Consider the following 25908-nt stretch of genomic DNA (forward strand, 5'->3'; position numbering starts at 1 on the left):
CCGCCCGCCCCACCCGGCGGAACAGCAGCGCCTATAGGCGCAAAACCCCGCCCGCCGCGGCGGCCTTCGGCCGCCGCGGCGGGGACAACCCGGCAGGCGGTGCTATTTCGCCGCGAAATCGCTTGCCGACGAGCGCGGTGAAGGCGATCCCTTGCCCTGCGCCATCATGGAGGACGGTGACGACGCCGATGCGCTCGAAGCTTCCTGATCGAAAACCTCGCCCGCCTCGATCCTGACGAAGTATGGCAATGGGAGACGTTTCGCGGCTTGTCAGGCAAGGCCGCACCGTTCTCGACATCGCTGTGACCTTCGGCATCACTGATCTCAAGGTCAAACGCATTCTGGCGCTTGGCGACCTCTTGCCCAAAATCCGCGAAGCCTATCGGCGCGAGGAGATCGACACCGAGCCGGTGCGCCATCTCACCATGTCTTCCAAGGCGCAGCAGAAGGACTGGCTGGCACTCTGTGCCGATCCCGATCAATACGCGCCGCGTGGCTATCAATTGAAGCAATGGCTGTTCGGCGGCCAGTCGATTTCCACCAAGGTGGCACTGTTTGCCATCGAGGAGTATCCCGGCCTGATCACCTCGGACCTGTTCGGCGACGACAGCTATTTCGCCGATGCCGACCTGTTCTGGCAAAAGCAGAACGAAGCGATTGCCACCAAACGCGACACCTATCTCAACGAGGGCTGGAGCGAGGTTGTGCGCTGGAACCGGGCCAGTATTTCCACGCATGGACCACGAGAAGACCCCGAAGAAGAAGGGCGGCAAGATCGTCATCACTGTCTCGCATCGCGGCGAGGTCGAGTGTCACGAGGGCTGGCTGTCACGCAAGGAAGCCCGCCGCGCCCGCGAGGGCGGCGAGCAAGAAGAAACAGCCGCCAAGCTGCCGCGCCCCGAAGTCACCGGCCCGATGCACAACTATATCGATCTGCATCGCCATGCCGCCGTGCGCGCAGCCATGCTCGACCATCCCGCCGTGGCGCTGCGCCTCGTGGTGGCGCACGCCATCACCGGTTCGGGCCTGTGGCAGGTGCGGCCTGAGCCGCAGCGCGCAGCCAACGAGACGGTGACTGCCAGCCTTGCCGGCTGCAAGGCTGAAGCCGCATTCGGCAAAAAGCGGCGCGAGGTATTGGCCCTGCTCGGATCACCGGATGAGGATAGCTTGGTCGCCGGCGGCAATGGCGACGCCGTTGCTATCGCCGGCGTGTTCGCGCGCCTCTTGGCGCTCTGCGACGACGATGTCATGCGCGTTCTCACCCTTTGTCGTGGCCGAGACGCTTGCAGCCGGCAGCGCCGTCGTCGAGGCGCTCGGCAACCACCTGAACGTCGACATGGGCATATGGTGGCAACCGGACGATGCCTTCTTCGACCTCTTGCGCGACAAGGAAATCGCCAATTCGATGCTGGCCGACGTCGGCGGCAAGCTGGTCGCGGACGGCAATGTCGCCGAGAAGGTCAAGACGCAAAAGAACATCATCCGCGACTTCCTGGCGGGCGAGAATGGCCGCCCCTGGGTCGAGACCTGGCTGCCGCGCTGGATGAAATTCCCGGCCGAAAGCTACACCAGCCGCAGCGGCTCCGCACCCCGATCAGTGGACACAAGTGCAGCCGCTGTTCGTGCGCGAATAGTCGATCAGGGCCCGAGCGGCGGTTCTCTCGATTACCGCCGCTCAGGTCGCGCGCGCCGCTACGGGCCACGCCGGCTGCCGATTGGGCGTCTTGTCGAGCCAGTGCCGCGCGCGAGAAATTCCGACGCCAGTTCGCCCCATTTCGGCAGCCCCGCACCTCGCCGGGTTGCTTGCTGAGGCGCCAAAGGCCCATGGGGCCAATTGTCCGATCCGGTTGCCGACAGAGCCCGCGCAGCCGGCGCTCTGCATTGCGGCCGGCTTCTTGTGTCACCGATCGCGCCACCTGTCTCCATTGTGTCTCGGGGACCATTCCCTGCGGCTGGCTTGTCGACCTATGGGCGGATCAGGCCCGCCCGAAACCCTCGCCGGCAGCTTTTTTCCCCGCCGCCTGCGGCGGCTTCCTCGCGCCGCTTCGCTTCAAAAAAGCTGCCCGCGCGGGTCCTCCGCTATCGCTGCGGCCGTCCCGGTTCCGGCGGTCCGGACGCGCCCATCACGGTCCGCCATCGCAGGGGAATGGTCCCTTGCGAGCACCAAGAGGAGACTGGAAATGACCGCGATCGGATACGTCACCAAACAGGAAAACGGCGGCTACAAAGGCCAGCTCAAGACGCTCAGCGTCCGCGCCGACATCGATATCGTGCCCAATCAGGCAAAGAGCGCCGACACCCATCCCGACTTCCGGGTGCTGACGCAAGGGGTCGAAGTGGGTGCGGGCTGGATCCGCACCGGCGAGACCTCCGGCAAGGACTATGTGAGCCTGTCGATTGCCGCCCCCGAGTTTGGCCCCCGCAAGCTCTACGCCAATCTCGGCCGCGCCGCCGGCCAGGATGACGACGACACTTACGCCATCATCTGGAACCCGGTCGACTAACCGGCCGATCCGGAAAGCCCCGCGCCGCCACCGGCGCGGGGTCCTCTCTCAGGACCCGTGAGGCCGCCGAAGGGGGCGGCGAAAACTCGCCCCCCACTCTTCGCCCGTCCCCAAAACGATCTCGCTCGCCGATCCTCGCCTCGCTTGCCCGTAACGAACCGAGGATCATCATGGACGACGAAAACGAACGCGCAGCCCGCGCCAAGAAGGGCAGTCCGTTTCTCAACACCGCGCAGGCGGCCTTCTATATCGGGCTGTCCCAGCGCACGCTGGAGAAGATGCGCCTCAAAGGCGGTGGCCCACAATTCCGCAAGCACGGCCGTTATGTCCGCTATCACATCGACGAACTCGACGACTGGTCGAAGGGGCACGCGCCGGAGACCGCGCCCGAGGATGGCGCGCACGAATCCGGCTCGGCCGGTGAGGGAGGCCGCTCATGAGCCGGCGTCCCACCATCCGTCTGATCGGCAGCCATCTGCGGCGCATTCGAGCCCGCAAGACGATCGTCGTTGCCACAATCGGCCTTGGCCTGATCGGCTTCGCCGCCTTCGGCAAACCATCGCCCTGGCTGGTCTGGAACGCCTCGGCGAGTGCGCCGGTCGGCCTCTATCGCGTCGCATCCAGATCGCCCGCTCGTGGTGATCTCGTACTCGTCCGCCCACCAAGACCGGTCGCCGATCTCGCCGCCGAACGCTTCTATCTGCCCAGCAACGTGCCGCTGATCAAGCGCCTTGCGGCGCTGCCCGGCGAGCATGTCTGCACCTTCGGCGACGCCATCATCATCGGCGGCGAGATAGCCGCGCGCCGGCTTGCAACCGACACGCAGCACCGTCCGCTGCCTTGGTGGAATGCATGCCGAAAACTCGCCGCCGACGAGGTTTTCCTGCTCGGCAGCGATAAAGATCGCTCGTTCGACAGCCGCTATTTCGGGCCGGTGCCGACCGAAAACATCATCGGGAGGCTCGTGCCGCTATGGACCGAGTGACCCTCCTTATGCTGAGCATGGCGTGTCTCGCACCATGCTCCTGTTCCGCCGCGACCAACACGAAGCCGGTCGTCATCTCCCATAGTCCGCAGCTTGCAAGATGGCAGCCCTTCGTAGCCGAAGCAAGCCGGCGTTTCAGCATTCCACAAACCTGGATTTATGCCGTCATGGATGCCGAAAGCCGGGGGCAGACGAAGCTCAATGGGCGGCCGGTCACGTCGAGCGCCGGCGCCATTGGCCTCATGCAGGTGATGCCAGGCACCTACGAGGAGTTGCGCGCAGAGCTTGGCCTGGGAGCCGCCCCGCACGACCCTCGCGACAACATTCTGGCAGGCACTGCCTATCTGCGCGCCATGTATGACCGCTTCGGATTTCCAGGCCTGTTTGCAGCCTATAACGCTGGGCCGGAGCGCTACGAACAGCATTTGCAGCGCGGGCGACCGCTGCCTAGCGAGACGGTTTCGTATCTGGAAGAGATCAAGGCGGCGGGCATTTCGGCCGGCGATATGGACGCGCTCACCGGCAAATCCCGTTCCAAAAGCGCGCCGGGAATCCCGTCCGGGCAGTCGCTGTTTTTTCTCCGAAACGGTGTTTCCGTGACCGGCCCGAATGGCCAACTCCTGGTGCCGCTCGGATCGGAGCGAGCAAGATCAGGCCGGCCGGATCGCAGGTGAGGGCAGCGGCTACCGTGGTTCGGGCGGGGGCAGGGAGGCAGGTCCGCGGAAGGCAAGATAAAGGCAGCGCCTCCTGGAGGCGGCGAAGTGTTTGTCTGCACATCGTTTTTCCAGGAGGTTGCCTCCGGGTCCAGGAGGGTCTGGCGGGCAAGCTTCTGATTTTGCTGCTGGTTCATCGGAGGCCGCTTGCAGGATGACGAATTCACGCCGAAGCTCGGCAAAATTGGCTCGCGCGGCTCGAAGGCGGGCAAACGCTACGCTGGCCAGGTGCAGGCCGCGATCAACCGAGCAGGCGGCAGGAGCGGACGCGGCAGCCGCTTCATCGGAAGCCGGGTGGGGCGCGGCGGGGCCGCTGCCGCCGTTCTTAGAGCGCGCGACCGCGACGCGGCGTTTCGGCAGCGGCGCGCAGTCGTCAAGGCACGCATCGTCAAGCTGGCCGGCAAGGGAGCCGACGGGGCTCGTGCGCACCTCCGCTACCTCCAGCGCGACGGCGTCACCCGGGAAGGCGAGCGTGGCGAGCTCTACGCTGCCGACAATGACCGCGCGGACGGCAGGGCCTTTCTCGATCGCGCGAACGGTGACCGTCATCAGTTCCGCTTCATCGTCGCCCCTGAAGACGGTATCGAGTATGATGACCTGAAGCCGCTCACCCGGCGCCTCATGGCGCAAATGGAAGAAGACCTCGGCACCACGCTAGACTGGGTGGCCGTCGACCATTTCAACACCGGCCATCCCCACACCCACATCATCGTGCGCGGCAGGGATGATCACGGCGAAAACCTCGTCATAGCGCGTGACTACATCTCCTCTGGCTTGCGCGAGCGCGCAGCCGAACTGGTTAGCCTCGACCTTGGCCCGCGCACCGACCGCGAGATCGAGCAGCGCTTGCGCCAGGAGATGGATCAGGAACGCTTCACCAGCATCGACCGGCAGCTGATGCGCATGCGCGACGATGAGGGGTGTGTCTCACTGGCCAGCCGACACACCTTTCGCCAGACGCTGCACCAGGGCCGCCTGCGCAAGCTCGAGCGGATGGGCCTCGCCGGGGAGATGCCTGCCGGTCGCTGGCGCCTGGAGGATGAGCTCGAAGCCACGCTACGCCGCATCGGCGCGCGCGGCGATATCGTCAAGACCATCCATCGCGAGCTGACCGGCAAGGGGCTCGTCCGCAGTGCCGCCGACCATCTTATCCACGATCGATCCGACGGGTCGGCTCAAACCGTGGTCGGACGTGTCGTCGGGCGCGGGCTGGCCGACGAAATCACTGACCGCCATTACCTCGTCGTCGACGGCGTGGACGGCAAAAGCCACTATTTTGATATCGGCAAAGGCGAGGCCACCCAACCGACACCAGAGGGCTGCATAGTGCGGGTCAGGCCGAGGGACACCGGGCCAAGAAAAGTCGACCGCACAATTGCCGGCATCGCCACGGTCAACGACGGGCGCTACAGCATCGATATCCATCTCAAGCATGACCCCTCGGCCACCGAACGCTTTGCCGAAACGCACGTGCGGCGACTGGAGGCGATCCGCCGTGCGACCGGTGGCGTCGAGCGCGAGCCGGACGGCACATGGACAGTCGCGCCCGACCATCTCAACCGCGTTGCGGATTACGAGCGTCAGCGAGCGAGGGCCCAGCCTGTTGTCGTCGACAAGCTCTCATCAATGCCGCTGGAGAGCCAAGTAGGCTTCGACGGCGCCACCTGGATCGACCAGGAGCTGGTATCAGCCCACCCTGAGTCCTTGCGCGACTCTGGCTTCGGTCGCGAAGTACGTCAGATCCAGGCCCGCCGACAGCAGTGGCTGATCGCGCAAGGTCTTGCCCATGATGCGCAGGATCGGGTCATCTATCGCGCCAACATGCTTTCAATGCTGCGCCAACGAGAGCTGAACCGTGTTGCCAGTCAGCTCTCGGACGAACTCGGGCTCTCGTATTCTGAAGCGCAGCATGGCAATCGAATAGACGGAACGCTGCGCTGCTGCGTCGAGCTCGCCGGCGGAAAATACGGTGTCATCGAGAAATCGCGCGAGTTCACGCTGGTGCCTTGGCGGCCGGTGCTTGAGCATCAAATCGGCAAGGAGGTGTCTGGCGTGGTGCGCGCCGAGGGGATTTCCTGGATGATCGGACGCCAGAGGAGCGGGCCCGGCGTTTCGTGAACTGGCTATAATTTATTTGTCTGCGTTGAAACACATACTCAGCCCAGACGGAGTTCCTCCGCCTGCTGCTTGCTCGCAGCATTCATTTGGCGGAGAGTCAGTGTTCTGCATTTTGTAGTTCGCTCTGTCAAAAAGCGCTGGGAATATGCACCATGTTCTGCGTTGACACGGAAGGCGCGCCGACAGGTGCTGCGGATCGGCTCCCGATGCGCTGCCAGCTAGAAAGGTGGGCTGACTCGTGACAGCGCAAGGGGCTCTGGCGGCCGCGGTACGGCGACGCGAGTTCTGGCATCGAGGATGAAGCCGCACTTCCCGATCTTATTCTACTCGCAGGACCGGCAGACGCGGCGGTCGCCCGTGCGAGCATGCTGTTGGCCCTGGCGTGAACTGGCAGTCCGTCCCGGGGGACTTTGTAACGGAGAAAACTAGGCGGAAAGAGGCGCGCGGCCGTCTCCCCAGCAACCCGCCTTGCGGATCCTCCTCTGCCCGCTTCACAGACGGGGATACCCTCCGCCCCCTCGCTATTCGTTGCCCGCCGCTATGCAAAGGACAGGCGACCTGAATCCGTGCTCAAGCCGATCTGGCGGCAGAGAGGGGGGTCTCGGGCTGAACATGGGACCCGTGATGGACATAATTGCCACGCGAATCCTCATGTTCGCCTAACCGGCCGGAACGATTTGCAATCCGGGCAGGCAAATTAAGGAGTAGCTCGTTCCGTTTGCAAGCCCAGACAAGTCTTGGTTTTCTCACGGGCGCGATACAAAAGGCACAGGCTGGACTTGGCTGCCGGGGGCGGGGCTTGTCGACCGCTCGATTGAAAGTGAGATGCGAGGCGGAGAATCACCCATGTGCAGAGCGGCAAGGCGCTCGCCTATGTCCCTGTCATTCACCGTTAGTCGATGGTTTAGACGAAGATAGTCCGTCCATGTCGGCGTGCGGAATGTCTCGGTCCAAAGCGTCGACTTCTGAAGGTCTCGCTGGAGGGTCCAGTCCCGCGCACCGGCGCGGCTCTGAACGCGCCGCCTTTCGCGCATGCAGCTCAGAAATTCATCGATACTCTCCTCGAGTATCGAGTACTCCACCTTGATCACGATCGGACCGCTCCTGGGCTTCAAAGGGAGGGCCAGTTCTGGTGGCCTGAAGTCGACGGCCGCTTGATCCGATTCCTCCCATAGCCGCACCGGCAATAGCTTTCCCACAGCCGCGCCCAGCAACAGTGCCGCTGCAGCACCTTCCAAAGCCCACGTCAGCGAATAGTACTGCGCGACAGCACCCCAGATCCAGCTACCCGCTGCCATGCCGCCGTAGGTCAGGGCGTAATAAATGGACAGGGTGCGACCAACGACCCACCTTGGGCTTGCCAACTGCACACACACGTCGGTTCCGGTCCAGGTGACAACCCAGCCAGCGCCACCGATTGCAAGCGCGATCGCCGCCACAGCCACCGACGATGTGAGGGCCATCAAAAGGCAGCACGTTGCGCAAGCAACGGATGCGAGCGTGATCAATCGGTTCTGGGACGTGATGCGTCTCAAGTAGCTGCTGCCAATGCCGGCGATGAAGGCGCCTGTGCCGAAGCCGGCCAATAGCACGCCGTACACAATTGGCCCTCCCGCCAGTTGGTCGCGAACCAGGAGGGGGAGCAAAGCAAGGATCGAGATGCTTGATAGCCCGAACAGGGTTGCACGCACGATCGCCACTCTGATCTCTGAGGATATCGCCGTGAATCGCATGCCATCATGAATGGCCGTAGTCATCCGCTCGCGCGGAAGAGGCGAAGAGCGAACTTGCCACTGTGAGCGCAAAACAGCGCTCAACGGGACCAGGTCACTTAGCGCAGCGAGGGCGAAAGCCGTAAGGGGGCCCAGCAAAGCTAAGATTACACCGCCCAGCGCCGGTCCTATGCTCCGAACCACGTTGTACCCCACCGACATCAGCGTCACTGCAGCGGGTATGTCGCGCTTTTCCAGGATATCGCCGACCGAGGCGTGCCAGGCTGGATCGTTCAAGGCAAAGCCGCATCCGGCCAAGAAACTCAGTCCCAGGATCAGCCATGGACTAGCAAAGCCCAGTCCCACAGAGAGTGCCAGCGCCGTGGATGCCAGTGCGATCAGGCAGTGTCCGGCAAGCATCACGCCACGGCGGCTGAAGCTGTCTGCAATGGCTCCAGCAAGGATCGACAGGAAGAACGCGGGCAGTGTCGATGCAGCCTGTACGAGCGCAACCATCAGATCGGAGGCTGAAATCGTGGCCATGAGCCAGCTTATAGCCACGCTCTGCACCAGCCAGCCAAGGCTGGATATCTGCGTGGCTGTCCAGATAGAACGAAAGACCGGGTTGTGAAGAGGGATCAGTGTGTTTGCCGCAAAGCGCGGAGGATCTTGACGCCGCATCACTTCTCGCCTCCACTGGGTGTCGTTCTTCCGCTCATTTGCTTGCAGCGGTGCGGCTCTGTGCACTGACTGCGTCACAACGAAGTTCCGAGATCGCGCTCGCAACAAGGACAATGTGGCATCCACGGTGCTGATGCGCGTTGAGGTACCAACCTGGCCGTTAGCTGATGGGTCCCGCAGCCCGCTTGGTGCGGTCAGTTCTGCCCTGCGACTCTTGGCTTTGGACGGTGCTAGCGCCCCGATGGCCGGCTTGTCAAACTGCCGTAGTGCCAGCACATCCATCCCATCTGTTGAACGCGATCTCCGACGAGGTCGAGCAGCAGTAGGTCAACGGCAAATCTGGGTATTTCCGCTTCCGGTCGAGCGCGTGGCCATCGTCCAGAAACCCGAAGACGTTCATCACCCATGCGACCACGCGCCCGAGACGATGCGACACGGCGATAGCGGTTCACCAGAGGACGTGCGTTCTACTCAGCAGGAACATTGTTCTGCCGATCGTCGGCTGCGCCAGCCGCCACATAAAGCGGCGCCAGAGTCTTGCACCCGTCATTGGACTCCCGCTTTGCAGGTTTCGCCTAGGGCCTGCATCAGGTCATCGATAATGTCCTGAGGATGTTCAAGCCCTACAGAAATTCGCAGCAATCCACCTGGCGCTTTGGACTTCGCACCTTCAACGGATGCGCGATGCTCAATCAGAGAATGCGTCCCGCCAAGGCTTGTCGCCCGGACAACAACCTTCAGGCGGCCGGCCACGGCCATTGCAGCATCGGCTCCGCCCTCGACGATAAAAGATAGCATCGCTCCGTAATGGCTCATTTGCCGCGTAGCAAGATCGTGTCCCGGATCAGTTTGCAGACCAGGAAAGAGCACTTTTTCGACGCGGGGATGAGACGCCAGGGCCTCGGCCACTTTCTGGGCGCCTTCGCAATGGGCGCGCATGCGGACCGGCAATGTCTGCAGACCCCGCAACGCCAGCCAACAGTCGAAGGGCGCTGCGACGCTGCCCTTGTGTTTCTGGACCATCCGCAATGGGCGACCGAGGGGTGACGCGTTTGGGACAATGACGACACCGGCCATCAAATCCGAGTGGCCGCCAATGTACTTTGTCGCCGAGTGCATCACCGCGTCTGCCCCGATTTCGAGTGGCAGTTGAAGCACTGGGGTGGCCCACGTATTGTCCACCACCGCCAAGGCGTTTGCCTCGTGCGCGATTGCGCAGATGGCCGCAATGTCGACAACGCGGATCATCGGGTTTGACGGCGTCTCGATCCAGACGAGGCCAGTCCGCTTCGATGTCACCGCGGCGCGCAAAGCGTCCAAATCGCGCATGTCGACTGGGGCAAAGTCGAAGCGAGACCCAATGTCGGTCTCTTCGATCAGCGAACGAATGCCGAAATACATGTCATCCGGCAGAACGATCCGACCCGCCGACGGATGGCTCTCGAATACTGCAGCGATTGCGGCCATGCCCGAAGCGAAGGCGATGCCGTCTTCCCCTCCCTCAAGCGTCGCCATGGCCGCCTCGAACGCATTGCGTGTAGGATTTCCATCCCTTGTGTATTCGAAGCCGGACGGAAATGACCCGTTGACACCGCGTTCGAACGTCGTGCTGGTGTGCAGCGGCATGGATACGGCCCCCGTGGACGCGTCGACCCCTCGGCCGCAGTGGATCGCCTTCGTCTCAAAACGCATCGGTCATTTCCTTCCTAACGGGCAGTTGCAATTTCGGCCTGGTCATTATACTGACCACAATAGGTGAGCCGAGGTCCTAAGTCAATATAATGACCGATGTTACGACAGCGATGGGTTCCGAGCAGGTGCTTGGCAAAGCTATAGCGGTTCGAATCCGAGACTTGAGGCGCGACCAAAATCTGACCCTGGATCGACTGGCAAAACTGAGCGGCTTGTCCAAAGGAACCGTCGTCTCGCTGGAGCAAGGCAAGGCGAACCCTAGTATCGGCATACTTTGCCGACTGGCGGCGGCGTTTTCGCTCTCCGTGGCCGATTTGCTGAATGACGAGGCTTCCACAGTTCGCCTTCCTATTGAGCGGACAGAGACAAGGACACTTTGGACAAGCGCCAAGGGAAGCTTTGCACAACTTCATTCATCGACCTCGGGGCGCACGATGTTCGAATTGTGGAGCTGGGTCATTATGCCGGGCGACGTGTTTTCCGCGGACGCTCATAGTCCGGATACGCGCGAGCTGATCTCGGTCAGTCAGGGTGCCCTGAGCGTTGTGGTAGGTGCCCATGTGGTAATATTAAGCGAAGGCGAGAGTGCGCGGCTTGTCACTGATCAACCGCACGCATACGCGGCGGCATCTGATGTGCCCGCCCACTTCACGATGGCGGTGCTTGAGCGTAGTGGACACCGAGATCCGGGGCACTCGTCGACGGCAGCGAAGATTCAGGGGCCCGTTCCGTAAGATTTCGCCGATCACTAACAGCCGCCATTCACGACAGGAGATTTAGCGTTGTACGTTCCGCCACATTTTGCCGTCCCCGATCAGAACGCCCTGTTCGAGCTTATCGAGAGACACCCGCTCGGTATCCTGGTCACCCACAGCAAAGGCATCCTCGACGCGAACCACGTCCCCTTTGAGCTCGACCGCTCGAAGGGAGACAAGGGCGTCCTCAATTGCCATGTTGCCCGCAAGAATCCAGTCTGGGAGGAAGTCGCCAATGGCGATGAGGTTCTCGTAATCTTCCGTGCGGCCGACGCTTACATCTCGCCGAACTGGTATCCAAGCAAGCATGAATTCCACAAGCAGGTGCCGACGTGGAACTATCTCGTCGTCCATGCCCACGGACGCATCACTGTCCGGGATGATGAGCGGTATGTGCGCCGCAACGTGGCGAAGCTCACTCATATGCAAGAAACCTCCCAGCCGGTCCCATGGAAGATGGGCGACGCGCCGAGGGACTTCATCGACACGATGGTCAAGGCAATCGTCGCCCTGGAGATCGAGATCACCGGCCTGGTTGGAAAATCAAAACTCAGCCAGAACAAAGAGGTGCGCGACATTCAGAACCCTGGTGAAATGCTGCGTGCCCAAGGGGCCATTGCGATGGGAGAAGCGATGCTCGCGGCTGCGGCGGCCAAATCCCAATAGCATGGTCTTGTCCCGACAAAGCCGCTGGTGCCGGCCTCCGACGGGTCACCTAGCCCGCCTTGACGCACGGCAATAGCTTTTGACGGCCTGAAGCGACGCTGTGGTCACCGTTGTGATACTTTTCCACGCGCCTGGTCAGGCGGCAGGATTGCTCCGTCGTGGCCGACGGGTTCGTTTCAGTCGCCGGCGCCCCGTTGTATGTCGGCGACCACCCGCTACCGGTCTTGAATGAGGCGCAATCGCACGCATTTCGAAGCCACGTACCTTGGGCGGCAAGCTCGACCATGCACTCGACGCAGCTCCCAAGTGGCGGCGCCGTCAACGATCTCCTTGAACCTGCGGAACTTGCCCGAAAGCACTTCTCTTACGGGAGATGATTGGCTTTGTCGCCGAACCGACTGATGGTGGCGGCGCCGCCGTAGCGATCAGACCCGCCTTGCAGCGCAATGGCTACCCGGGCGCGACCGGGAGATGCGGGCGGGACTGTGGAGCTGCGGAGACGGAGCGGATCGGCATGGAGCCGTGACCGCTTGCGATCTGGCTCTGGAACGAGTTAACGAAGCGCGGACTTCCGATCGTGTCAAGCGCCGCCCTCTCGATGATGCCGGACAAATCGGGCCGCCGCGAGCGGCGGGCCTTGCTCAGATCGGACGGACCGGATGGTTTAAGCAGGTTCGCATCAAGAGCCACGGCACCTGTGTCGTGCGGGTGCTGCTGTCGGCACGCGACCTTCTCGTCAGCCTAGTAGGCAAAATCGAGAACAGATGCCTGGGCTTCCTTCGGCCTTCGGCGTCATATTCGGCAAGAAGATCGATGCCCAGGTGATCCTACACATGCTCAGGATACAGGCGACGCAGGTCTACCATGATCCGCTGCGAGCCGGCATCAACGAAGTGCATGAACTGTCGAAGACACATGAAGCGATCGCCAGGGCCTAGACCGAGATCCAGCACCGCATGCTGACACACTACCAGCCGCTGTATTTTCCCGAGATCGATCGCTTCCGGGGGAACAGCCGCAGCAATCGGTTCTTTGCCTTCCTCCATGCCTTTCCGACCCCAGCAAGCTTCACGGCGCTGACGAAGGAGGAGTTTGTGGCAGCAGCTTGGGATGCCGTCGGCCGCAAGGTCAGCAAGACACAGATTCTGACGATGTTTTCGAGACGGCGCGCCCATCGATCGGATTGCCGCTGCCACTGGATGACTTGATGCGCCTGCCATTCGCATGTTCCAGATGGTCATTGACGAAGCACGCAGCCTGATCCGGCACCGCAATGAGATCGAAGCACAGGCCGACGATCTGCTGCGGCACAGCCAGGATTATCAGCTCCTGCGATCGGACCGATCGAGGCATTGACCGTCGTTGCCGAAGCCGGCGATCTTCGCCGCTTAGGTCATCATCGCCAGTTTCTAAAGTTTTGCGGGCTGGACCTCTCGACACAGAAGTCCGGTGAGGCCAGACCCGCCTTTCCAACCCAGGCACACGACCCATTCAATAGCATTCCTAAGCATACTGACCAGGGCGACCTCGACCCCCCTAATCACAGCGGTGAGCTCGCAGGCGGGGTCGATGAACACTATTGATTGGCCGAGCTTGAGCGGCATCTCTATCACATTGATAGCCTGTTAGGCTGGTCCGGCGTTTTATCGGACCCATGATCCATCCGAGCAGCTTGTGAGGGATGCAGCCGAACCAGGCGCTGCTCCCACAGTCTTCGCAGGTCCTCCAGCAGAGCTTCATGCTTAGCCTTATCCGGCGCAATTATATTGAGGTGATCGCTTAACACGGCTTCGCCCTCAATCCGCATCAGCAGATTAAACAGGTCGTTTGAAATTCGCACACTGTCAATGCTGGAGTGGTTCGGAATAATCTCGCAGACAGTCTCCTGATGATCTCGCGCTGTGTAAGCACGGGTTTGATGGAGGGAGACTGAGGGAGGCAATGAAATCGCAAGCGCAGTCCAATCCTGCAGCGTTGCAGCCCGTTTTTTTACCAGGAAGGGCCCGACCACAAGTCCATCCAGCTCTGTCGTCAAAAATGTGGCAATCGCGTCTGCAACCGTATCCACGATCGGTTCAGCATTGTTGTTAAAGGACGTATTGAGCAGAATTGGAGTGCCTGTCCGCTTCTTGAACGCATTGATGACCTCCCAGTAAGCGGGGTTGGCATCGCGCGATACTGTTTGCAGCCGAGCCGTACCGTCGACGTGCGTAATGGCACCCAACAAGGCGCGCTTTGAGTCACGCACGCGAACGACGAAATTCATGAATGGAAATTCGTGCTTACCGTCCGGGAGGTCGAAAAATTCGCTCGCATCCTCTTCCAGCACAGATGGTGCGAAAGGCCTATAGCCTTCGCGCTTCTTGACCATGGCATTGATCCGGTCCTTGTTTGCAGCGGGCCGAGGGTCGGCAAGAATGCTGCGGTTGCCCAGCGCACGTGGCCCAAACTCCGAACGACCCTGCACCCAGCCGATCACGGCGCCGTTGGTGATCCAGTGGGCTGCACTGCTCGCTACGTCATAAGAGCGTTCAACCTCGAGATGTCCGGACCATGCATTCAGTTCCTGTTCCACGGCGCGGTCGCTCCCGAGATCAGGACCCCAATAGACCTCCTGCAGTCGCTCACGCGGCGCGGGGCGGCCCATCTCGTTAGAGACTATCAGCGCAGCTCCCAATGCGCAGCCAGCGTCGTGAGACGCGGGTTGCACGAAGATGTCTTCGAAAAGCCCTGAATACAGCAGCTTGCCGTTCATCGTGCAGTTGTGGGCTACCCCTCCCGCCAGACACAACCGCTTCATGCCGGTGGCCTCACGGTGGTGCCGGAGAATGTGGAACACGATCCGCTCAAGCGCTTCCTGCAGTGACGCACTCACATCTCGATGCTGCTGGGTGAAAGGCATTCCCTTTCGCCTGATCTCGATGTTGCGGAGCAACGCCGGACCGATGCGGTCGAGGTGAACACGGTAGCCACCGTTGGCGGAGAGCTCGTAGAACTGCTCGAAGAGCTCGCGATAGGGAGCGGGGTCGCCATAGGGCGCGAGTCCCATTACCTTATACTCGTCGAACATGCCGTAGCCGAGACAGCGGATCGTCTCGAGATAAAACAGCCCAAGAGAATTGTCCTCCGGGAAAGCCTCGATTTGCGTAATTTCTGTGCCAGACCCTACCGCCACAAGGCCCGACAGGAAATCACCACAGCCATCAATCGCTAGAATGAGACTTTGTTCGAAGCCCGACATTGCAAAGGCGCTCACGGCGTGCGCCTGATGATGACCTACGAATGAAATACGCGAACTGTCCAACTTAGTGCCGAACTCACGCGCTAACAGGTTCTGCACCAACATTTTAGCATCCAACGGAGTGGAGAGAATGTCCGGTTGGGAAGCGGACATACCTTCAAGCATGGCGTTGGCATAGGGCTCGCTGGCGTAGACCGCGACACGATCAATGTCGCTGAGCTGAACCCCGGCCGTCGAGAGACAGTATTGAATCGAACCACTTGGCAGCTTGTTCGAGTGCTTGATTCGATTGAGGCGTTCCTCTTCTACGGCGGCTATCACCTTTCCGTCTCGGACGAGCACCGCGGCGCCGTCGTGCATAAAGGCGTTCGGACGTTCGAATCGGTTTTCATGGACTTGGTCAAGTCCGCCGCTGATTCCTAGGCACAGCATTTCTTTCTCCAGATAGTAACGGGAAGCCAAATTGGCTTACCTCGACTGTTTCCAACTAAATAGGCCGTGTTGTCGCCTGCAGCTGCGACCGCCCGTCAGGCATCAGCGGCATCGAAGAAAGCCTCATAAACGATCAATGAGATGCTTCGACTGTGACGCCTACAGTGCCATCACGCCGAGAGCTTGGCTGGATCATCCAATCCTGAGCGGCTGCTGACATGTATCCGGCGATGTCGTTTTCATCGGCAGAACCAACTTGCGATGCCGCCTGTTCTTGGGAAGGGCGGCCGTCGACGAATAACAGTACCGCCCCCGTGAACTGGCCCGATTTCATTCTCCGAAGCGACCATGGTCGCACCGCCCGACTTTGTCGGCCAGTTGCAACTCACTTTCTCGGCACGACCTCCACTGCACGTCAGGGCGCATCGAAGATTTTCTCCTTTGGATTATTCCTAAGGCAGCTTTCGTCACGCGATAGAGCAGCGTGTGATTGGTGCGTGAGGCTCTTTTTTGTCCATGCACGATTCCGGAAGAGTGATGAAATCGATTGTTTTGATCAAAGTCATCCACGCTATAAATAACAGCCGCAGCACATGCGTTTTCAAAGCGCTTCAGGCTTCCCGGATGGCTACTCCGATGTGAAGCGCATGGCATTCCAAGCGCTCTGTCAACCAAACGACGAGTATCGGCGTCGACCCTCATTGCCTTCGTCTTCGCGACTCCGTGACAGCGGCTGGCATTGTGTTTGTAGGGCATCGGGCGAAGATCATGTCGATCGGCCATCTCGCCTGCCTATCGGCAAACCCTTGAACAATGATCCACGCACCAGCGCGATTGTGATCACGAGCGCCTCTGAGCTCGGGAGGTTCGGTTTTCTGAGGGTTCCTGGGTCTCCGAAGCGATGGAGGTAGCTAGCCTTCCTGGTGCTATACGGTTGTGCTCTTCAATGGAGTGGACGCATTTGCGTCTCGAAAGCGGTTCTTCAGTGGAACCGGCGCCAAGGCCCGTCTGTGGTCGTTCAGAACACGGGGTGCCGTCTCCAAACCGGCTATTGGAGCGGGCAGCCGCCGGAATTTGACCCATGGAAATGAGCGCCTGTCAGGAGGCGTTCGAAAACGGCGCGATCTTCATCGCGGCTGTTTCATGGTGTCATTCCTGACATGTTCTTTATAATCGGCAGCTTGCGGATAGTCTTGCCCGTCGCCGCCCGTAGCGCGTTGGCGACGGCCGGGCCGATCGGCGGCACACCTGGCTCACCAACTCCCGTGGGCGGCTCCTCGGACGGCACAATGTGCACCTCGACTCGCGGCATCTGCTCGATCCTGAGCGGTGTATAGGTATCGTAGTTCTCTTGGTCTACGACACCGCCCTTCAGGGTCAGCTCCTCCTGGAGGATCGCGCCTAGCCCGAATCCGATACCGCCCTCCATCTGAGCGCGAATCTGGTCAGGATTTATCGCGGTGCCGCAATCTACCGCGCAGACGACGCGGTCGACCTTGAAACCATTTTCATCGTTGAGGGTGATCTCCACCACATCGGCGACATAGGTCGAGAGGCTTTCATGCATGGCCACGCCGCGGAAACGGCCTTCCGGCAGAGGCTTGTCCCAGCCTGCCTTCTCAGCAGCCACTTTAAGCACGGCGGCATGCCGTGGATGGTGACCGAGCATTGACAAGCGGAAGTCGACCGGATCACGGTTCGCAGCGGCGGCGAGCTCATCGATCAGGGTTTCCACCGCGTAAGCGGTGTGGGTGGAGCCTACCGAACGCCACCACAGCACCGGGATGTTCACGTCCGTGGTGGTCAGCTCGACCTTCAGGTTCGGGATCGCATAGGGCAGGTTGGTGGCGCCCTCTACGGAGGTTGGATCGATGCCGTTCTTGATCATCGCCGCAGAGGTCGAACCGCCCAAGACCGATTGGCCCACGATGTGGTCATGGAGAGCGACGACATTGCCTTTCTTGTCGAGCCCCGCCTTGACTGCGTGCACATAGGCCGGCCGGTACCGCCCACCCCGCATGTCATTCTCGCGGGTCCACTGCACCTTCACTGGCTTGCCGCGTCCCAGTGCACGCGCTGTGGAAACAGCTTCGATGATGACATCTGCATCCAAGACCGCGCGGCGGCCGAAACTGCCGCCGGTCTTCATCACGTGCAGCCTCACCTTGTCCGGCGTGGTGCCGCCTACCTGAGCGGCAGCCGCCTGATAAAGGTCGGGCATCTGGTGTCCGCCCCAGACGTCGATGGTGCCGTCTTCGTTGATTCGGGCGGCCGCGTTGAGTGGCTCGATCGAAGCATGAACAAGATAGGGGAATTCGTAGTGCCCCTCGATGATTTTCTCAGCACTGGCGAACGCTGCGGGAGTGTTACCGTCGTCGCGCGCGGTGGCCGCGCCCAGATCGTCTGCTGCCTTGTTGTATTCGGCCATGATCTCGGCCGTGCCGCGCTCTTCGGCCTTCTCCTCGTTCCAGGTCACCTCCACGAGGTCGCGGCCCTTCAGCGCCGTCCAGGTGTCCCTGCCAACCACGGCAATGCCTCGCGGCGTCTGGACGACATCGACAATGCCGTCGAGTGCCTTGGCCTTGGTTGCGTCGAAGCTCTCGATCTCGGCGCCGAACTTCGGCGGATGGATCATAACGGCCGTCTGGAGTCCCTCCATCATGAGGTCGATCGTGTAGGTCTGCGCGCCGTTGGTCTTGCCGGCGGAATCGTAGCGCTTGAGGCTGTCCGATCCGATCTGGGCCCACTTGTCGCGCGGCTTTAGCGGCACGTCGTCGGGAACCGGCATTCCCGCTGCGGCTTCAGCCAGGTCACCGTAGCGCGCCTGCATCCCTGAGGCGTGCGACACGACCCCGGAAGCGACTTTGATCTCGCCGGCTGGCACATCCCACCGCTGCGCCGCGGCCGCCACCAGCAAGGCCCGTGCGGCAGCACCCGCCTTGCGGTAGCGTTCCCACGACGAACTCATCGACGTGGAGCCACCAGTTACCTGTGCGGCCCCGCCCCAGGCGACATTGCCGTAGAGCGCGGTATTGCCATATCCGCCGACCACGTCCACCTGCGCCCAGTCGCCGTCGAGCTCTTCCATAACCAGGGTGGCGATGCCGAAATAGGAGCCTTGTCCCATCTCGAACTGCGAGGAGTAGATGATGATTCGGTTCTCCTTTGTGATCTCGACATAGGTCTGGAAGGGGTTCGCCTGAACCTTTGCAGTAGTCGTTTGTGCGATGTCGGACGCCGCCAGCACTGGCCGGTAGCCCACGGCGAGGCCAGCGGTGGTGACGCCCGCGCCGACGAGGAACCGGCGGCGCGTGGGCCGCACGGAGTTATGCTTCGAGAGAAACTGCGACATGCCTCAAGTCTCCAGCCGGTTGGCGGTCTCGTGGATGGCCGCGCGGATGCGATGATAGGTGGCGCAGCGGCAGAGATTGCCGCTCATCGCCGAATCAATATCATCGTCCGTCGGCTTAGGCGTTTCTGTAAGGAGGGCCACGGCCGACATGATCTGGCCAGACTGGCAATAGCCGCATTGAGGTACGTCGAACTCGGCCCACACGGCCTGGACCGTTTCGCCTATCTTGCCCGACACACCCTCAATGGTGGTGATCGAGGCTCCTTCGATGTCGCCGACTGCGGTCTGGCACGAGCGCGTCGGCATGCCGTTAACGTGAACCGTGCAAGCGCCGCACTGGGCAAGCCCGCAACCGAATTTCGTTCCCGTGAGTCCGATGACGTCACGGACCGCCCAGAGCAGCGGCATCTCTGGATCGACGTCGAGTGTTCGCGCCTCGCCATTGAGGGTAAAAGCGACCATTGCTTGCTCTCCTTGTCCTGAGCTGGCTATCTCGTTGAGCCTCCGCCCGCCTGGCAACCGAGCTCTTGTTGCTGAGGCCTAGCGACCACACCCTAGGAACGCGCAGCTCAAGCAACAAGCCGCTAGGTTGGCGAGTTACGAGATCGTGAAGTGGGTCGTGTCGAAAGGCTGGAGGCAACTGAATGTCATTTTTTGGGCGGACAGGCCGCTTTAGGCTGAGTTACACGAGACTGGACATTCGGGTCGTCGCGAACATCGACCGCTGGTCGGCCGCGTCCGGCAGGGCCCTGATTGGCTACACGAAATGAAATGGGACGACTATCGATGGGGGCCTACCTCGACCCGCAACCTCCACGACTGGACCCTCAGGTTTCCGACTATCGTCCCGGGCGGTGGCCGAGCTCGGCGCCTCGGACGCGATAATAGACGGTGAGGCGTTCGTCGTTGACCAGAAGGCTTGTCGCGCATTCCCAGTCTTCAGCGGGTTCTTGGCCGCGGCGGGAGACGTCAGGACCATGCTTGCCGGCTTCGACCTGCTCAAGATCGACGGCGAGGGTCTTCGCGATCGGCCACTCGTCGATCGGCGCAAAGCGCTAGTTAGACCTGCTGAGACGCCGCCCAAACGGCATCGTTCTGAGCGACGAGATCAGCGGCGGCAGCGACATTCTCGCGCAAGTCTGCCAGTTCGGCCTCGACGGCATCGTCTCCAAGCTGCGTGTCAGTCCATATCGATCCGGCCGGCGCCAAGACTGGGTGAGACAAAATGCGTGCTGAGTGATGAGTTCATCGTCATCGGCTGCGAACCCGGCAACAGTTACGGCGGTCGGGAAGCGTGCTCTGGCGAATGTCGAGGACGGAAATCTGGTGTTCGCCGGCGGCATTGGCACCGGCTTCAATGCGCGCACCGGGCCGGAGTAAAGCGCCGGCTCGATGCCATTCAAATGGACAAACCACCGATTCCTAGTTTGAAGGCGAACGGTGCGGCATGGGCGGAGTGCCCTGCGCAGTCTGTACCTCCGCAGTCGATTGTCGAGTTCGAAGGGGTGTGATTGGCGTCGAGACCGCTCCAGCCATGGCTATCAGCACGCCGAGTGCGTTGTTTTCGATCAATTCTCGAAATGAGCGGGTAAATACATGCACTTCCTTTCACTTGCCGAACGGGGTTTGCTGTTCACCGGCTGGCATCCGATGGCAAACCTTTCAACGCGGCGGCGATCTGGCGCTTCGCTGCTGGGGGCAGAGGCAGGATGGGACGCGGGGGTTCGGCACTGCAAACGTCGAGCAATTCAGCGAGTGCATAGACGACGCGAAGGCTCGAGAACTCCTTGAAGAGGCTCCAGATCGGGACCAGCGCGGCATTGATCCGTCGCGCTTCGGCCGCATCGCCCTGTTGCGCCGCTGTGACGATCGTCATGCAGACCTCGGGCAGGATGCCCGCAAGGACGCTGTACCATGTGTCGGCGCCGGCGATCATGGCCTCGGCGGCGTTCCAGTCGCCGCTGTAGCCAATCGAGAACCCTTCCGGCAGTGTGCGCCTCTGGGCGGTCAGGTGGTTCTTGATCGCATCGCTTTTGTCTGTCGGATTCTTGATGGCGACAATCCCAGCCACCTTTGCCAGGCGGCTGACAAGGGGTGGACTGAAATGGAAATGCGTCGTTCCTGGATTGTCGTAGACGACGATCGGCAGGCCACTTTCGCGCGCCACAGTGGAGAAATGTTCGAACACCTCGTCATCAGTAAGCGGGGTGTAGGAGGCGGCGGCAAGCAAACCCGCAGCTGCTCCAAGGGCCTTGGCGTCTTGCGCGAGCCCCACGGCTTCATCGGTGCGCAGCGCGCCCACACCCACCACGACCGGCATTTGCCCCGCCGTTTGGTCCAAGGTCTCGGAGAGCGCCCGCCGCCGTTGCTCGCGCGACAGATAGATGTATGTGCCGGTGCTGCCGAGAAGACCGATGGAATCGACCTGAGCAATGCCAAGCCGAGCAATCAGCCTGCGCAGGGCAACGCTATCGACGCGGCCGTCACGATTGGTCGGGGTGATGGGGAACGCGGAAAGACCGCTCAGGAATGCCATGGCAAGGCTCCAGATCTTTGTGTGAGCGCAGAGGTGGCCGCACGCCAGGTCATTACAAGACGTCCAAAGCCCGCCGCAGATCGGCGATCAGGTCATCAGCGTCTTCAAGCCCCACCGAGAGACGCATGAGATCCTCGCCGACTCCATCGGCCAAATGGGCATCCTTGCGGATCGGCTGCCGAGCACGGGTGAGGCTTGCTGGATGATAGATGAGGCTGTCGGCATCGCCGAGGCTGACGGCGCGAATGATCAGGTTGAGCCGGTCCATCATCCGGCGCGCTCCTTCGTATCCAGCGTGGAGGCCAAAGGCCAACATGCCCGATCCGTTGGACATCTGTTTTCGCGCCGTCACCTGATCAGGGTGCGAGTCGAGGAACGGATAACTCACAAATGCCACCGCCGGGTGCGCTTCCAGCGCCCGAGCCACCGCAAGGGCCGTGGCGCTGTGCCGTTCCATACGCAGCGTCAGCGTCTTTAGACCGCGCAGGATTAGGAAAGCTGACAGGGGCGAGAGCGCTGCGCCGGTGATGTAGCGCAGGCCCGTTTCATGCAGCGTACGGAGCGTTTGGGCGTCGCCGAGAAGCGCCCCGCCAAGGGCATCGCCATGACCATTGATGTACTTGGTCATCGAATGGAGCACGATGTCCGCCCCGTGCTCAAGCGGTCGCTGGAGCGCGGGCGAGGCGAAGGTGCTGTCCACGGCAACCTTCACACCGCGCGCGTGAGCGCGCTCGGCAATTGCCGCTATGTCGAGGATGCGGCTCAGCGGATTCACCGGCGTCTCGAAGAAAACCAGCCGCGTCCGCTCGGTGATCGCAGCATCGAGATTGTGGGGATTTGACAGATCGACCGCGACGACCTTGATGCCGAAGCGGGGGACCGCCTGTTCGACCATGGCAAGCGTGTTCGCATAAAGCGTCTTGTGGACGATGAGTTCATCGCCCTGGGACAGGAGCGACAGGATCAGAGTGCCGAAGGCCGCCATCCCCGAGGCAACAACCAGCCCCGCCTCGGCTCCTTCCAGATTCGCGAGCCGCTGCTCGAGGATCTCGGTCGTGGGATTGTATTCGCGCGCATAGAGCCGTCCACCAAGGGCGGCGGCGGCATCGTTTGCTGCCACGCTTTCGAACCCATAGGTTGACGTCAGGAACACTGGCGGCTGGACGGCATTGGAAAAGCCGGCCGGATCGTAGCCATGATGGATCGCCCGGGTGGCAAATCCGGGGCTGGTGCGGTTGAGCGACCCCGTGGGAGCATCGGTTTCGGATTGATGGGAGCTGGTCATTCGGCCTCTGCGATCTCTCTTGGGGTTCCGAAAGATTGACGGCAACCTGGCCAATGTGAAATATCCAGTTGGCGATGAAAGAGATGGTCCAGTCTTCAAGTGCCGGGTCTGCAGCGCGCTCGCACGCGATGGGTGCACGCCAGATATACGAAGCCCTTCGCGAGCAAATCCTCGGCGGCGTCTACGAAACCGGCAGTCAGTTGCCATCCTCCCGAGCCCTGGCAAATGACCTCGGCGTTTCGCGAACCACGGTGACGGTCGCCTATGAGCAACTGGCTGCGGAGGGTTTCATCGAAGTCCGTCAAGGCGCACGACCTCGCGTTGCGTCTTCGTTGATGGGCCCTGGGACGGGGCGCACTCACGCGCAACGGGTCGGCCCGATCCACCTGTCCGCATTTGGCGAGCGGCTGCGCGCGACGTCACCCTGGCCAGATTATCTGCCGACTGGGCTGAAGGTCGAGTTCCGCTATGGCGACCTCGCGCCGTCGGATTTCCCTTCATTGGTCTGGAAACGCGCGATGAACGAGGCGATGGGGCAGCGCCCGCTGCGTCTTGCCTATGACGATCCTCGCGGCTCGCGCCGGCTTCGCCAGGCGCTTCAGGGCTATCTCTGGCGCGCCCGGACCCTGAGCTGCGACCTCGACCAGATCATAGTTGTGAACGGTTCGCAGCAGGGCCTTGATCTGTGCGCGCGCCTGCTTCTCGATCCCGCCGACCGTTTCGTCATCGAGGATCCGTGCTACAGGATGGCGCGTCAGGTCTTTGCCAGTACGGGTGCCTCACCCATCCCGGTCATCGTCGACGAAGACGGGATGAGGACCGAGTTGCTGGCGGGGATCGGAGCACGACTGGCGTATGTGACGCCATCGCATCAGTTTCCGCTTGGCGGCGTCATGCCGATCGCGCGCCGCCATCAGCTTCTGAAATGGGCGCGGCACAACAACGCCTATGTGATCGAGGACGACTACGACAGCGAATATCGCTACGACATCAATCCGGTCCCTCCGCTGCACAGTCTCGAGGACCACGGGGCTGTCATCTACCTCGGCACGATCTCCAAAACGCTCTCGCCGATGCTGCGCATCGGCTACCTCGTCCTCCCGCCCGAATTGCAGGAGGTCTTCGCAACCGCCAAACAATTCGCAGACCGGCATTCGCCGGTCGCTGAACAGGAAGCGCTGGCATCGTTGATCGAGAGCGGCGGCTACGAAAGCCATGTGCGCCGTGTGCGCAGGCTGAACGGCGAGCGTCGGGAAACGTTGTTGGGTGCCTTGCAGCACAGCTTCGGGGATCGCATCACTGTCCAGGGAGCAGATGCGGGACTGCACGTCGCGGTTTGGTTCAATGACCTGCCACGATCGCGGGAAACGGCCTTGGTCGAATCCGCCCGCGACGCTGGCCTGGGGCTACACCTGATCTCGCCGCTCTACGAACGGCCATCGGACCAAGGCCGCACCGATCGCGTCGGACTTGTCATGGGCTATGCCGCCTTGAGCATTCGGCAGATCGGGAAGGGCGTTGAGGTCCTGCGAGAGGTTGTCAAGCAGGTGCAAGACGCGATGCCGGCGCGGAACAACTGAGACGGGGCGACGCCGAAAGCTGGCGCTGAAAACGGTCCGAGGGCCCGCCGTATTTCTTTCCAAACAGCCAACTGGACCGGGAAAATGCCATGCAACTGGCGCTGTTGATCAGGCCAGTTTTGCAGCAGGTTTCCACGAGACGAATTTCCGAGAGCGATGATGACCTGGCGAGGAAAGCTGCTTCACGTCCATATCGCGCCTGCCGGCTCCTATGAAATGGAGGAGCTGGCGCAGGCGCAGCTTATTGCCGGCCAAGGCATTGTCGGAGACCGCTACTACCTGGGGACGGGGACCTATTCGGCGCGTCCCGACGTTCGGGAGGTGACATTGATCGAAGCTGAAGTTCTGGACGCCATCGCGAAGGGCGAGCCCAGGATTCCGGGCTTCAAGGCCAAGCTCGGACCCGAAGATCACCGGCGCAATCTGACGACACGAGGCGTTCCGCTTAGCCATCTTGTCGGCAAACGCTTCCGGGTCGGGGAAACGATTCTCAGGGCCGCCCGGATGAATGTGCCGTGCAAGTATATCGAGGAGTTGCTCGGGCTTCCGGGTCTCTACGAGGGGCTTCTGAACCGCTCCGGCCTGAACTGCACAATCGAGGTCGGGGGCGTGATCCGCCCCGGTGATCTGATCTTGCCCATCGACGAGTGAAACGCCATGGCGTCGCCGCGCATCATCATGAAGCTGACCGTGACCGCCGCCCGCAAGGAGCCGGGCGACGTGCTGGTCATCGACCTGAAACACCCACGTAAACCTGTGCTGCCGGCGTTCGAAGCGGGTTCTCACGTCGACGTCCATCTGCCTGAAGGGAAGGTGCGTCAGTATTCACTTTGCGGCGACCCGACCGAGCTTGGCCGCTACACCATCGCGGTGAAGCGCGAGAATGACGGCCGTGGCGGCTCGGCGTGGATCCACGAAACCATTGCCGTCGGCTCCACACTGCCTGTCTCCGCGCCACGCAACCATTTTGCGCTCAAGCCAGGCGAGGGGCCGACTTTGCTGCTGGCAGGGGGAATCGGGATCACCCCGATTCTGGCCATGGCGCGCGCGCTGACCCGGCAGGCCAAGCCCTTCGAGTTGCACTATTTCACCCGCAGCCGGGCGCTCACGCCACTCTTGGCGGCGATCGGGAGCGATCTTCCTGGCGGCAATGTGCGGATCCATTTCGACAACGAGCCTCAGACCCGGCAGAACATCGCCGCGCTGCTGGCGAACCGTTCGGACGACGCGCAGACATACTACTGCGGACCGCCTGGCTTCATGGCGGTTGTGGGGCGCGCGGCTCAACACTGGCCCGAGGGTACTGTTCATTTCGAAACTTTCCAGCCTCCCGAGTTTGATGGCGCGCCACCGGAACCATTCGTCATAGAACTGGCTGAGGGCAGGGTGGTTGAGGTTTCGGCTGAGACCACGGCACTGGCCGCCTTGCGTGCGGCCGGTGTGCCGTTGATGGCCTCGTGTGAGAACGGGGTGTGCGGGACCTGCGAATGCGCAATGCTGGCGGGACAGCCGATCCATCGGGATGCCGTCCTGTCGAAGGAGGCACGCGGCCACCGCTTCATCCCCTGCGTATCGCGCGCGACAGGTGTGTTGAAACTCGATCTTTGACCATTTGGGCGGGGGTCCTGTGAGACCGGCAGCTGATTTGCGGGAAAC

At 61.6% G+C, this 25908-nt stretch carries 20 protein-coding genes and 1 pseudogene; 14 read left to right on the forward strand and 7 right to left on the reverse strand.

Annotated elements, in window-relative coordinates:
• Nucleotides 1-302: 302 nt before the first annotated feature.
• The 7 genes from NKJ76_RS21780 to rlxS all read left to right on the forward strand — a co-directional run bounded on the left by NKJ76_RS21780 (nt 303) and on the right by rlxS (nt 6320).
• Nucleotides 303-1046, forward strand: coding sequence for a hypothetical protein (locus NKJ76_RS21780; RefSeq protein WP_352538338.1), 744 nt, complete (start codon nt 303-305; stop codon nt 1044-1046).
• A gap of 110 nt (nt 1047-1156) precedes the next feature.
• The gene (locus NKJ76_RS21785) at nt 1157-1810 is read left to right on the forward strand and encodes a hypothetical protein (RefSeq protein ID WP_352538339.1); all 654 of its coding nucleotides are present in this window, start codon (nt 1157-1159) and stop codon (nt 1808-1810) included.
• Between the two features lie 370 nt (nt 1811-2180).
• Nucleotides 2181-2504 (forward strand): DUF736 domain-containing protein, encoded by a 324-nt coding sequence (locus NKJ76_RS21790; RefSeq protein WP_023672372.1) that lies wholly within the window; start codon nt 2181-2183, stop codon nt 2502-2504.
• A gap of 170 nt (nt 2505-2674) precedes the next feature.
• On the forward strand, nt 2675-2944 hold the full coding sequence (locus tag NKJ76_RS21795) for a helix-turn-helix transcriptional regulator (protein WP_023740428.1): 270 nt from the start codon (nt 2675-2677) through the stop codon (nt 2942-2944).
• Entirely contained in the window at nt 2941-3489 is a 549-nt protein-coding gene (gene lepB / locus NKJ76_RS21800) for a signal peptidase I (protein ID WP_352538340.1), read from the forward strand. The genes NKJ76_RS21795 and lepB overlap by 4 nt, the downstream gene beginning before the upstream one ends.
• Nucleotides 3490-3506: 17 nt before the next feature.
• Nucleotides 3507-4163, forward strand: a complete 657-nt coding sequence (locus tag NKJ76_RS21805) for a lytic transglycosylase domain-containing protein (protein WP_502882118.1) — start codon at nt 3507-3509, stop codon at nt 4161-4163.
• A 186-nt stretch (nt 4164-4349) separates the two neighbouring features.
• A complete protein-coding gene (gene rlxS, locus NKJ76_RS21810; protein ID WP_352538341.1) occupies nt 4350-6320 on the forward strand; it encodes a relaxase/mobilization nuclease RlxS in 1971 nt (656 codons plus the stop codon).
• Nucleotides 6321-7066: 746 nt separating this feature from the next.
• Here rlxS and NKJ76_RS21815 read toward each other — a convergent pair.
• Both NKJ76_RS21815 and NKJ76_RS21820 read right to left on the reverse strand, forming a co-directional pair.
• On the reverse strand, nt 7067-8713 hold the full coding sequence (locus NKJ76_RS21815; protein WP_023689403.1) for an MFS transporter: 1647 nt from the start codon (nt 8711-8713) through the stop codon (nt 7067-7069).
• Nucleotides 8714-9259: 546 nt separating this feature from the next.
• On the reverse strand, nt 9260-10405 hold the full coding sequence (locus NKJ76_RS21820; protein ID WP_352538342.1) for a trans-sulfuration enzyme family protein: 1146 nt from the start codon (nt 10403-10405) through the stop codon (nt 9260-9262).
• An 89-nt stretch (nt 10406-10494) separates the two neighbouring features.
• Here NKJ76_RS21820 and NKJ76_RS21825 point away from each other — a divergent pair, with 89 nt between their 5' ends.
• The 3 genes and pseudogenes from NKJ76_RS21825 to NKJ76_RS21835 all read left to right on the forward strand — a co-directional run.
• A complete protein-coding gene (locus NKJ76_RS21825; RefSeq protein ID WP_023729032.1) occupies nt 10495-11139 on the forward strand; it encodes a helix-turn-helix domain-containing protein in 645 nt (214 codons plus the stop codon).
• A gap of 48 nt (nt 11140-11187) precedes the next feature.
• On the forward strand, nt 11188-11826 hold the full coding sequence (locus tag NKJ76_RS21830; RefSeq protein ID WP_023729033.1) for an FMN-binding negative transcriptional regulator: 639 nt from the start codon (nt 11188-11190) through the stop codon (nt 11824-11826).
• A gap of 812 nt (nt 11827-12638) precedes the next feature.
• A pseudogene (locus NKJ76_RS21835) lies at nt 12639-13286 on the forward strand (transposase); the annotation flags it as partial.
• Nucleotides 13287-13435: 149 nt separating this feature from the next.
• On the opposite strand, the gene NKJ76_RS21840 reads toward NKJ76_RS21835, so the two are convergent.
• From NKJ76_RS21840 to NKJ76_RS21850, 3 genes are all read right to left on the reverse strand, one after another.
• Entirely contained in the window at nt 13436-15499 is a 2064-nt protein-coding gene (locus NKJ76_RS21840) for a carbamoyltransferase family protein (RefSeq protein ID WP_023689396.1), read from the reverse strand.
• A gap of 1141 nt (nt 15500-16640) precedes the next feature.
• Entirely contained in the window at nt 16641-18851 is a 2211-nt protein-coding gene (locus tag NKJ76_RS21845; RefSeq protein WP_023689395.1) for a xanthine dehydrogenase family protein molybdopterin-binding subunit, read from the reverse strand.
• A gap of 3 nt (nt 18852-18854) precedes the next feature.
• Complete coding sequence (locus NKJ76_RS21850; protein WP_023689394.1) at nt 18855-19313, reverse strand: (2Fe-2S)-binding protein; 459 nt, start codon at nt 19311-19313, stop codon at nt 18855-18857.
• A gap of 777 nt (nt 19314-20090) precedes the next feature.
• Between NKJ76_RS21850 and NKJ76_RS21855 the strand changes: the two genes are divergently transcribed.
• A complete protein-coding gene (locus NKJ76_RS21855) occupies nt 20091-20231 on the forward strand; it encodes a hypothetical protein (RefSeq protein ID WP_023689392.1) in 141 nt (46 codons plus the stop codon).
• A 253-nt stretch (nt 20232-20484) separates the two neighbouring features.
• On the opposite strand, the gene NKJ76_RS21860 is transcribed toward NKJ76_RS21855, so the two are convergent.
• Entirely contained in the window at nt 20485-21387 is a 903-nt protein-coding gene (locus tag NKJ76_RS21860; RefSeq protein WP_023689391.1) for a dihydrodipicolinate synthase family protein, read from the reverse strand.
• A 52-nt stretch (nt 21388-21439) separates the two neighbouring features.
• On the reverse strand, nt 21440-22672 hold the full coding sequence (locus NKJ76_RS21865) for a trans-sulfuration enzyme family protein (RefSeq protein ID WP_023689390.1): 1233 nt from the start codon (nt 22670-22672) through the stop codon (nt 21440-21442).
• Nucleotides 22673-22746: 74 nt separating this feature from the next.
• Here NKJ76_RS21865 and pdxR point away from each other — a divergent pair, with 74 nt between their 5' ends.
• The 3 genes from pdxR to NKJ76_RS21880 all read left to right on the forward strand — a co-directional run bounded on the left by pdxR (nt 22747) and on the right by NKJ76_RS21880 (nt 25860).
• The gene (gene pdxR, locus NKJ76_RS21870) at nt 22747-24252 is read left to right on the forward strand and encodes a MocR-like pyridoxine biosynthesis transcription factor PdxR (RefSeq protein ID WP_352538397.1); all 1506 of its coding nucleotides are present in this window, start codon (nt 22747-22749) and stop codon (nt 24250-24252) included.
• Between the two features lie 159 nt (nt 24253-24411).
• The gene (locus NKJ76_RS21875; RefSeq protein WP_023689388.1) at nt 24412-24903 is read left to right on the forward strand and encodes an MOSC domain-containing protein; all 492 of its coding nucleotides are present in this window, start codon (nt 24412-24414) and stop codon (nt 24901-24903) included.
• Nucleotides 24904-24909: 6 nt separating this feature from the next.
• Nucleotides 24910-25860, forward strand: coding sequence for a PDR/VanB family oxidoreductase (locus NKJ76_RS21880; RefSeq protein WP_023689387.1), 951 nt, complete (start codon nt 24910-24912; stop codon nt 25858-25860).
• Nucleotides 25861-25908: the final 48 nt, after the last annotated feature.

Origin of the sequence: Mesorhizobium sp. M0029 (assembly GCF_040323735.1) — a bacterium.
GTDB lineage: Bacteria > Pseudomonadota > Alphaproteobacteria > Rhizobiales > Rhizobiaceae > Mesorhizobium.

Coding starts and splice junctions, on each gene's coding strand:
- pdxR (WP_352538397.1), top strand. CDS start 22,747: ATGAAAGAGATGGTCCAGTCTTCAAGTGCCGGGTCTGCAGCGCGCTCG.
- NKJ76_RS21785 (WP_352538339.1), top strand. CDS start 1,157: ATGAGGATAGCTTGGTCGCCGGCGGCAATGGCGACGCCGTTGCTATCG.
- NKJ76_RS21805 (WP_502882118.1), top strand. CDS start 3,507: ATGGCGTGTCTCGCACCATGCTCCTGTTCCGCCGCGACCAACACGAAG.
- NKJ76_RS21790 (WP_023672372.1), top strand. CDS start 2,181: ATGACCGCGATCGGATACGTCACCAAACAGGAAAACGGCGGCTACAAA.
- NKJ76_RS21825 (WP_023729032.1), top strand. CDS start 10,495: ATGACCGATGTTACGACAGCGATGGGTTCCGAGCAGGTGCTTGGCAAA.
- lepB (WP_352538340.1), top strand. CDS start 2,941: ATGAGCCGGCGTCCCACCATCCGTCTGATCGGCAGCCATCTGCGGCGC.
- NKJ76_RS21795 (WP_023740428.1), top strand. CDS start 2,675: ATGGACGACGAAAACGAACGCGCAGCCCGCGCCAAGAAGGGCAGTCCG.
- NKJ76_RS21845 (WP_023689395.1), bottom strand. CDS start 18,851: ATGTCGCAGTTTCTCTCGAAGCATAACTCCGTGCGGCCCACGCGCCGC.
- NKJ76_RS21855 (WP_023689392.1), top strand. CDS start 20,091: ATGAGTTCATCGTCATCGGCTGCGAACCCGGCAACAGTTACGGCGGTC.
- NKJ76_RS21865 (WP_023689390.1), bottom strand. CDS start 22,672: ATGACCAGCTCCCATCAATCCGAAACCGATGCTCCCACGGGGTCGCTC.
- NKJ76_RS21860 (WP_023689391.1), bottom strand. CDS start 21,387: ATGGCATTCCTGAGCGGTCTTTCCGCGTTCCCCATCACCCCGACCAAT.
- NKJ76_RS21850 (WP_023689394.1), bottom strand. CDS start 19,313: ATGGTCGCTTTTACCCTCAATGGCGAGGCGCGAACACTCGACGTCGAT.
- NKJ76_RS21880 (WP_023689387.1), top strand. CDS start 24,910: ATGGCGTCGCCGCGCATCATCATGAAGCTGACCGTGACCGCCGCCCGC.
- NKJ76_RS21840 (WP_023689396.1), bottom strand. CDS start 15,499: ATGCTGTGCCTAGGAATCAGCGGCGGACTTGACCAAGTCCATGAAAAC.
- NKJ76_RS21875 (WP_023689388.1), top strand. CDS start 24,412: ATGACCTGGCGAGGAAAGCTGCTTCACGTCCATATCGCGCCTGCCGGC.
- NKJ76_RS21815 (WP_023689403.1), bottom strand. CDS start 8,713: ATGCGGCGTCAAGATCCTCCGCGCTTTGCGGCAAACACACTGATCCCT.
- NKJ76_RS21820 (WP_352538342.1), bottom strand. CDS start 10,405: ATGCGTTTTGAGACGAAGGCGATCCACTGCGGCCGAGGGGTCGACGCG.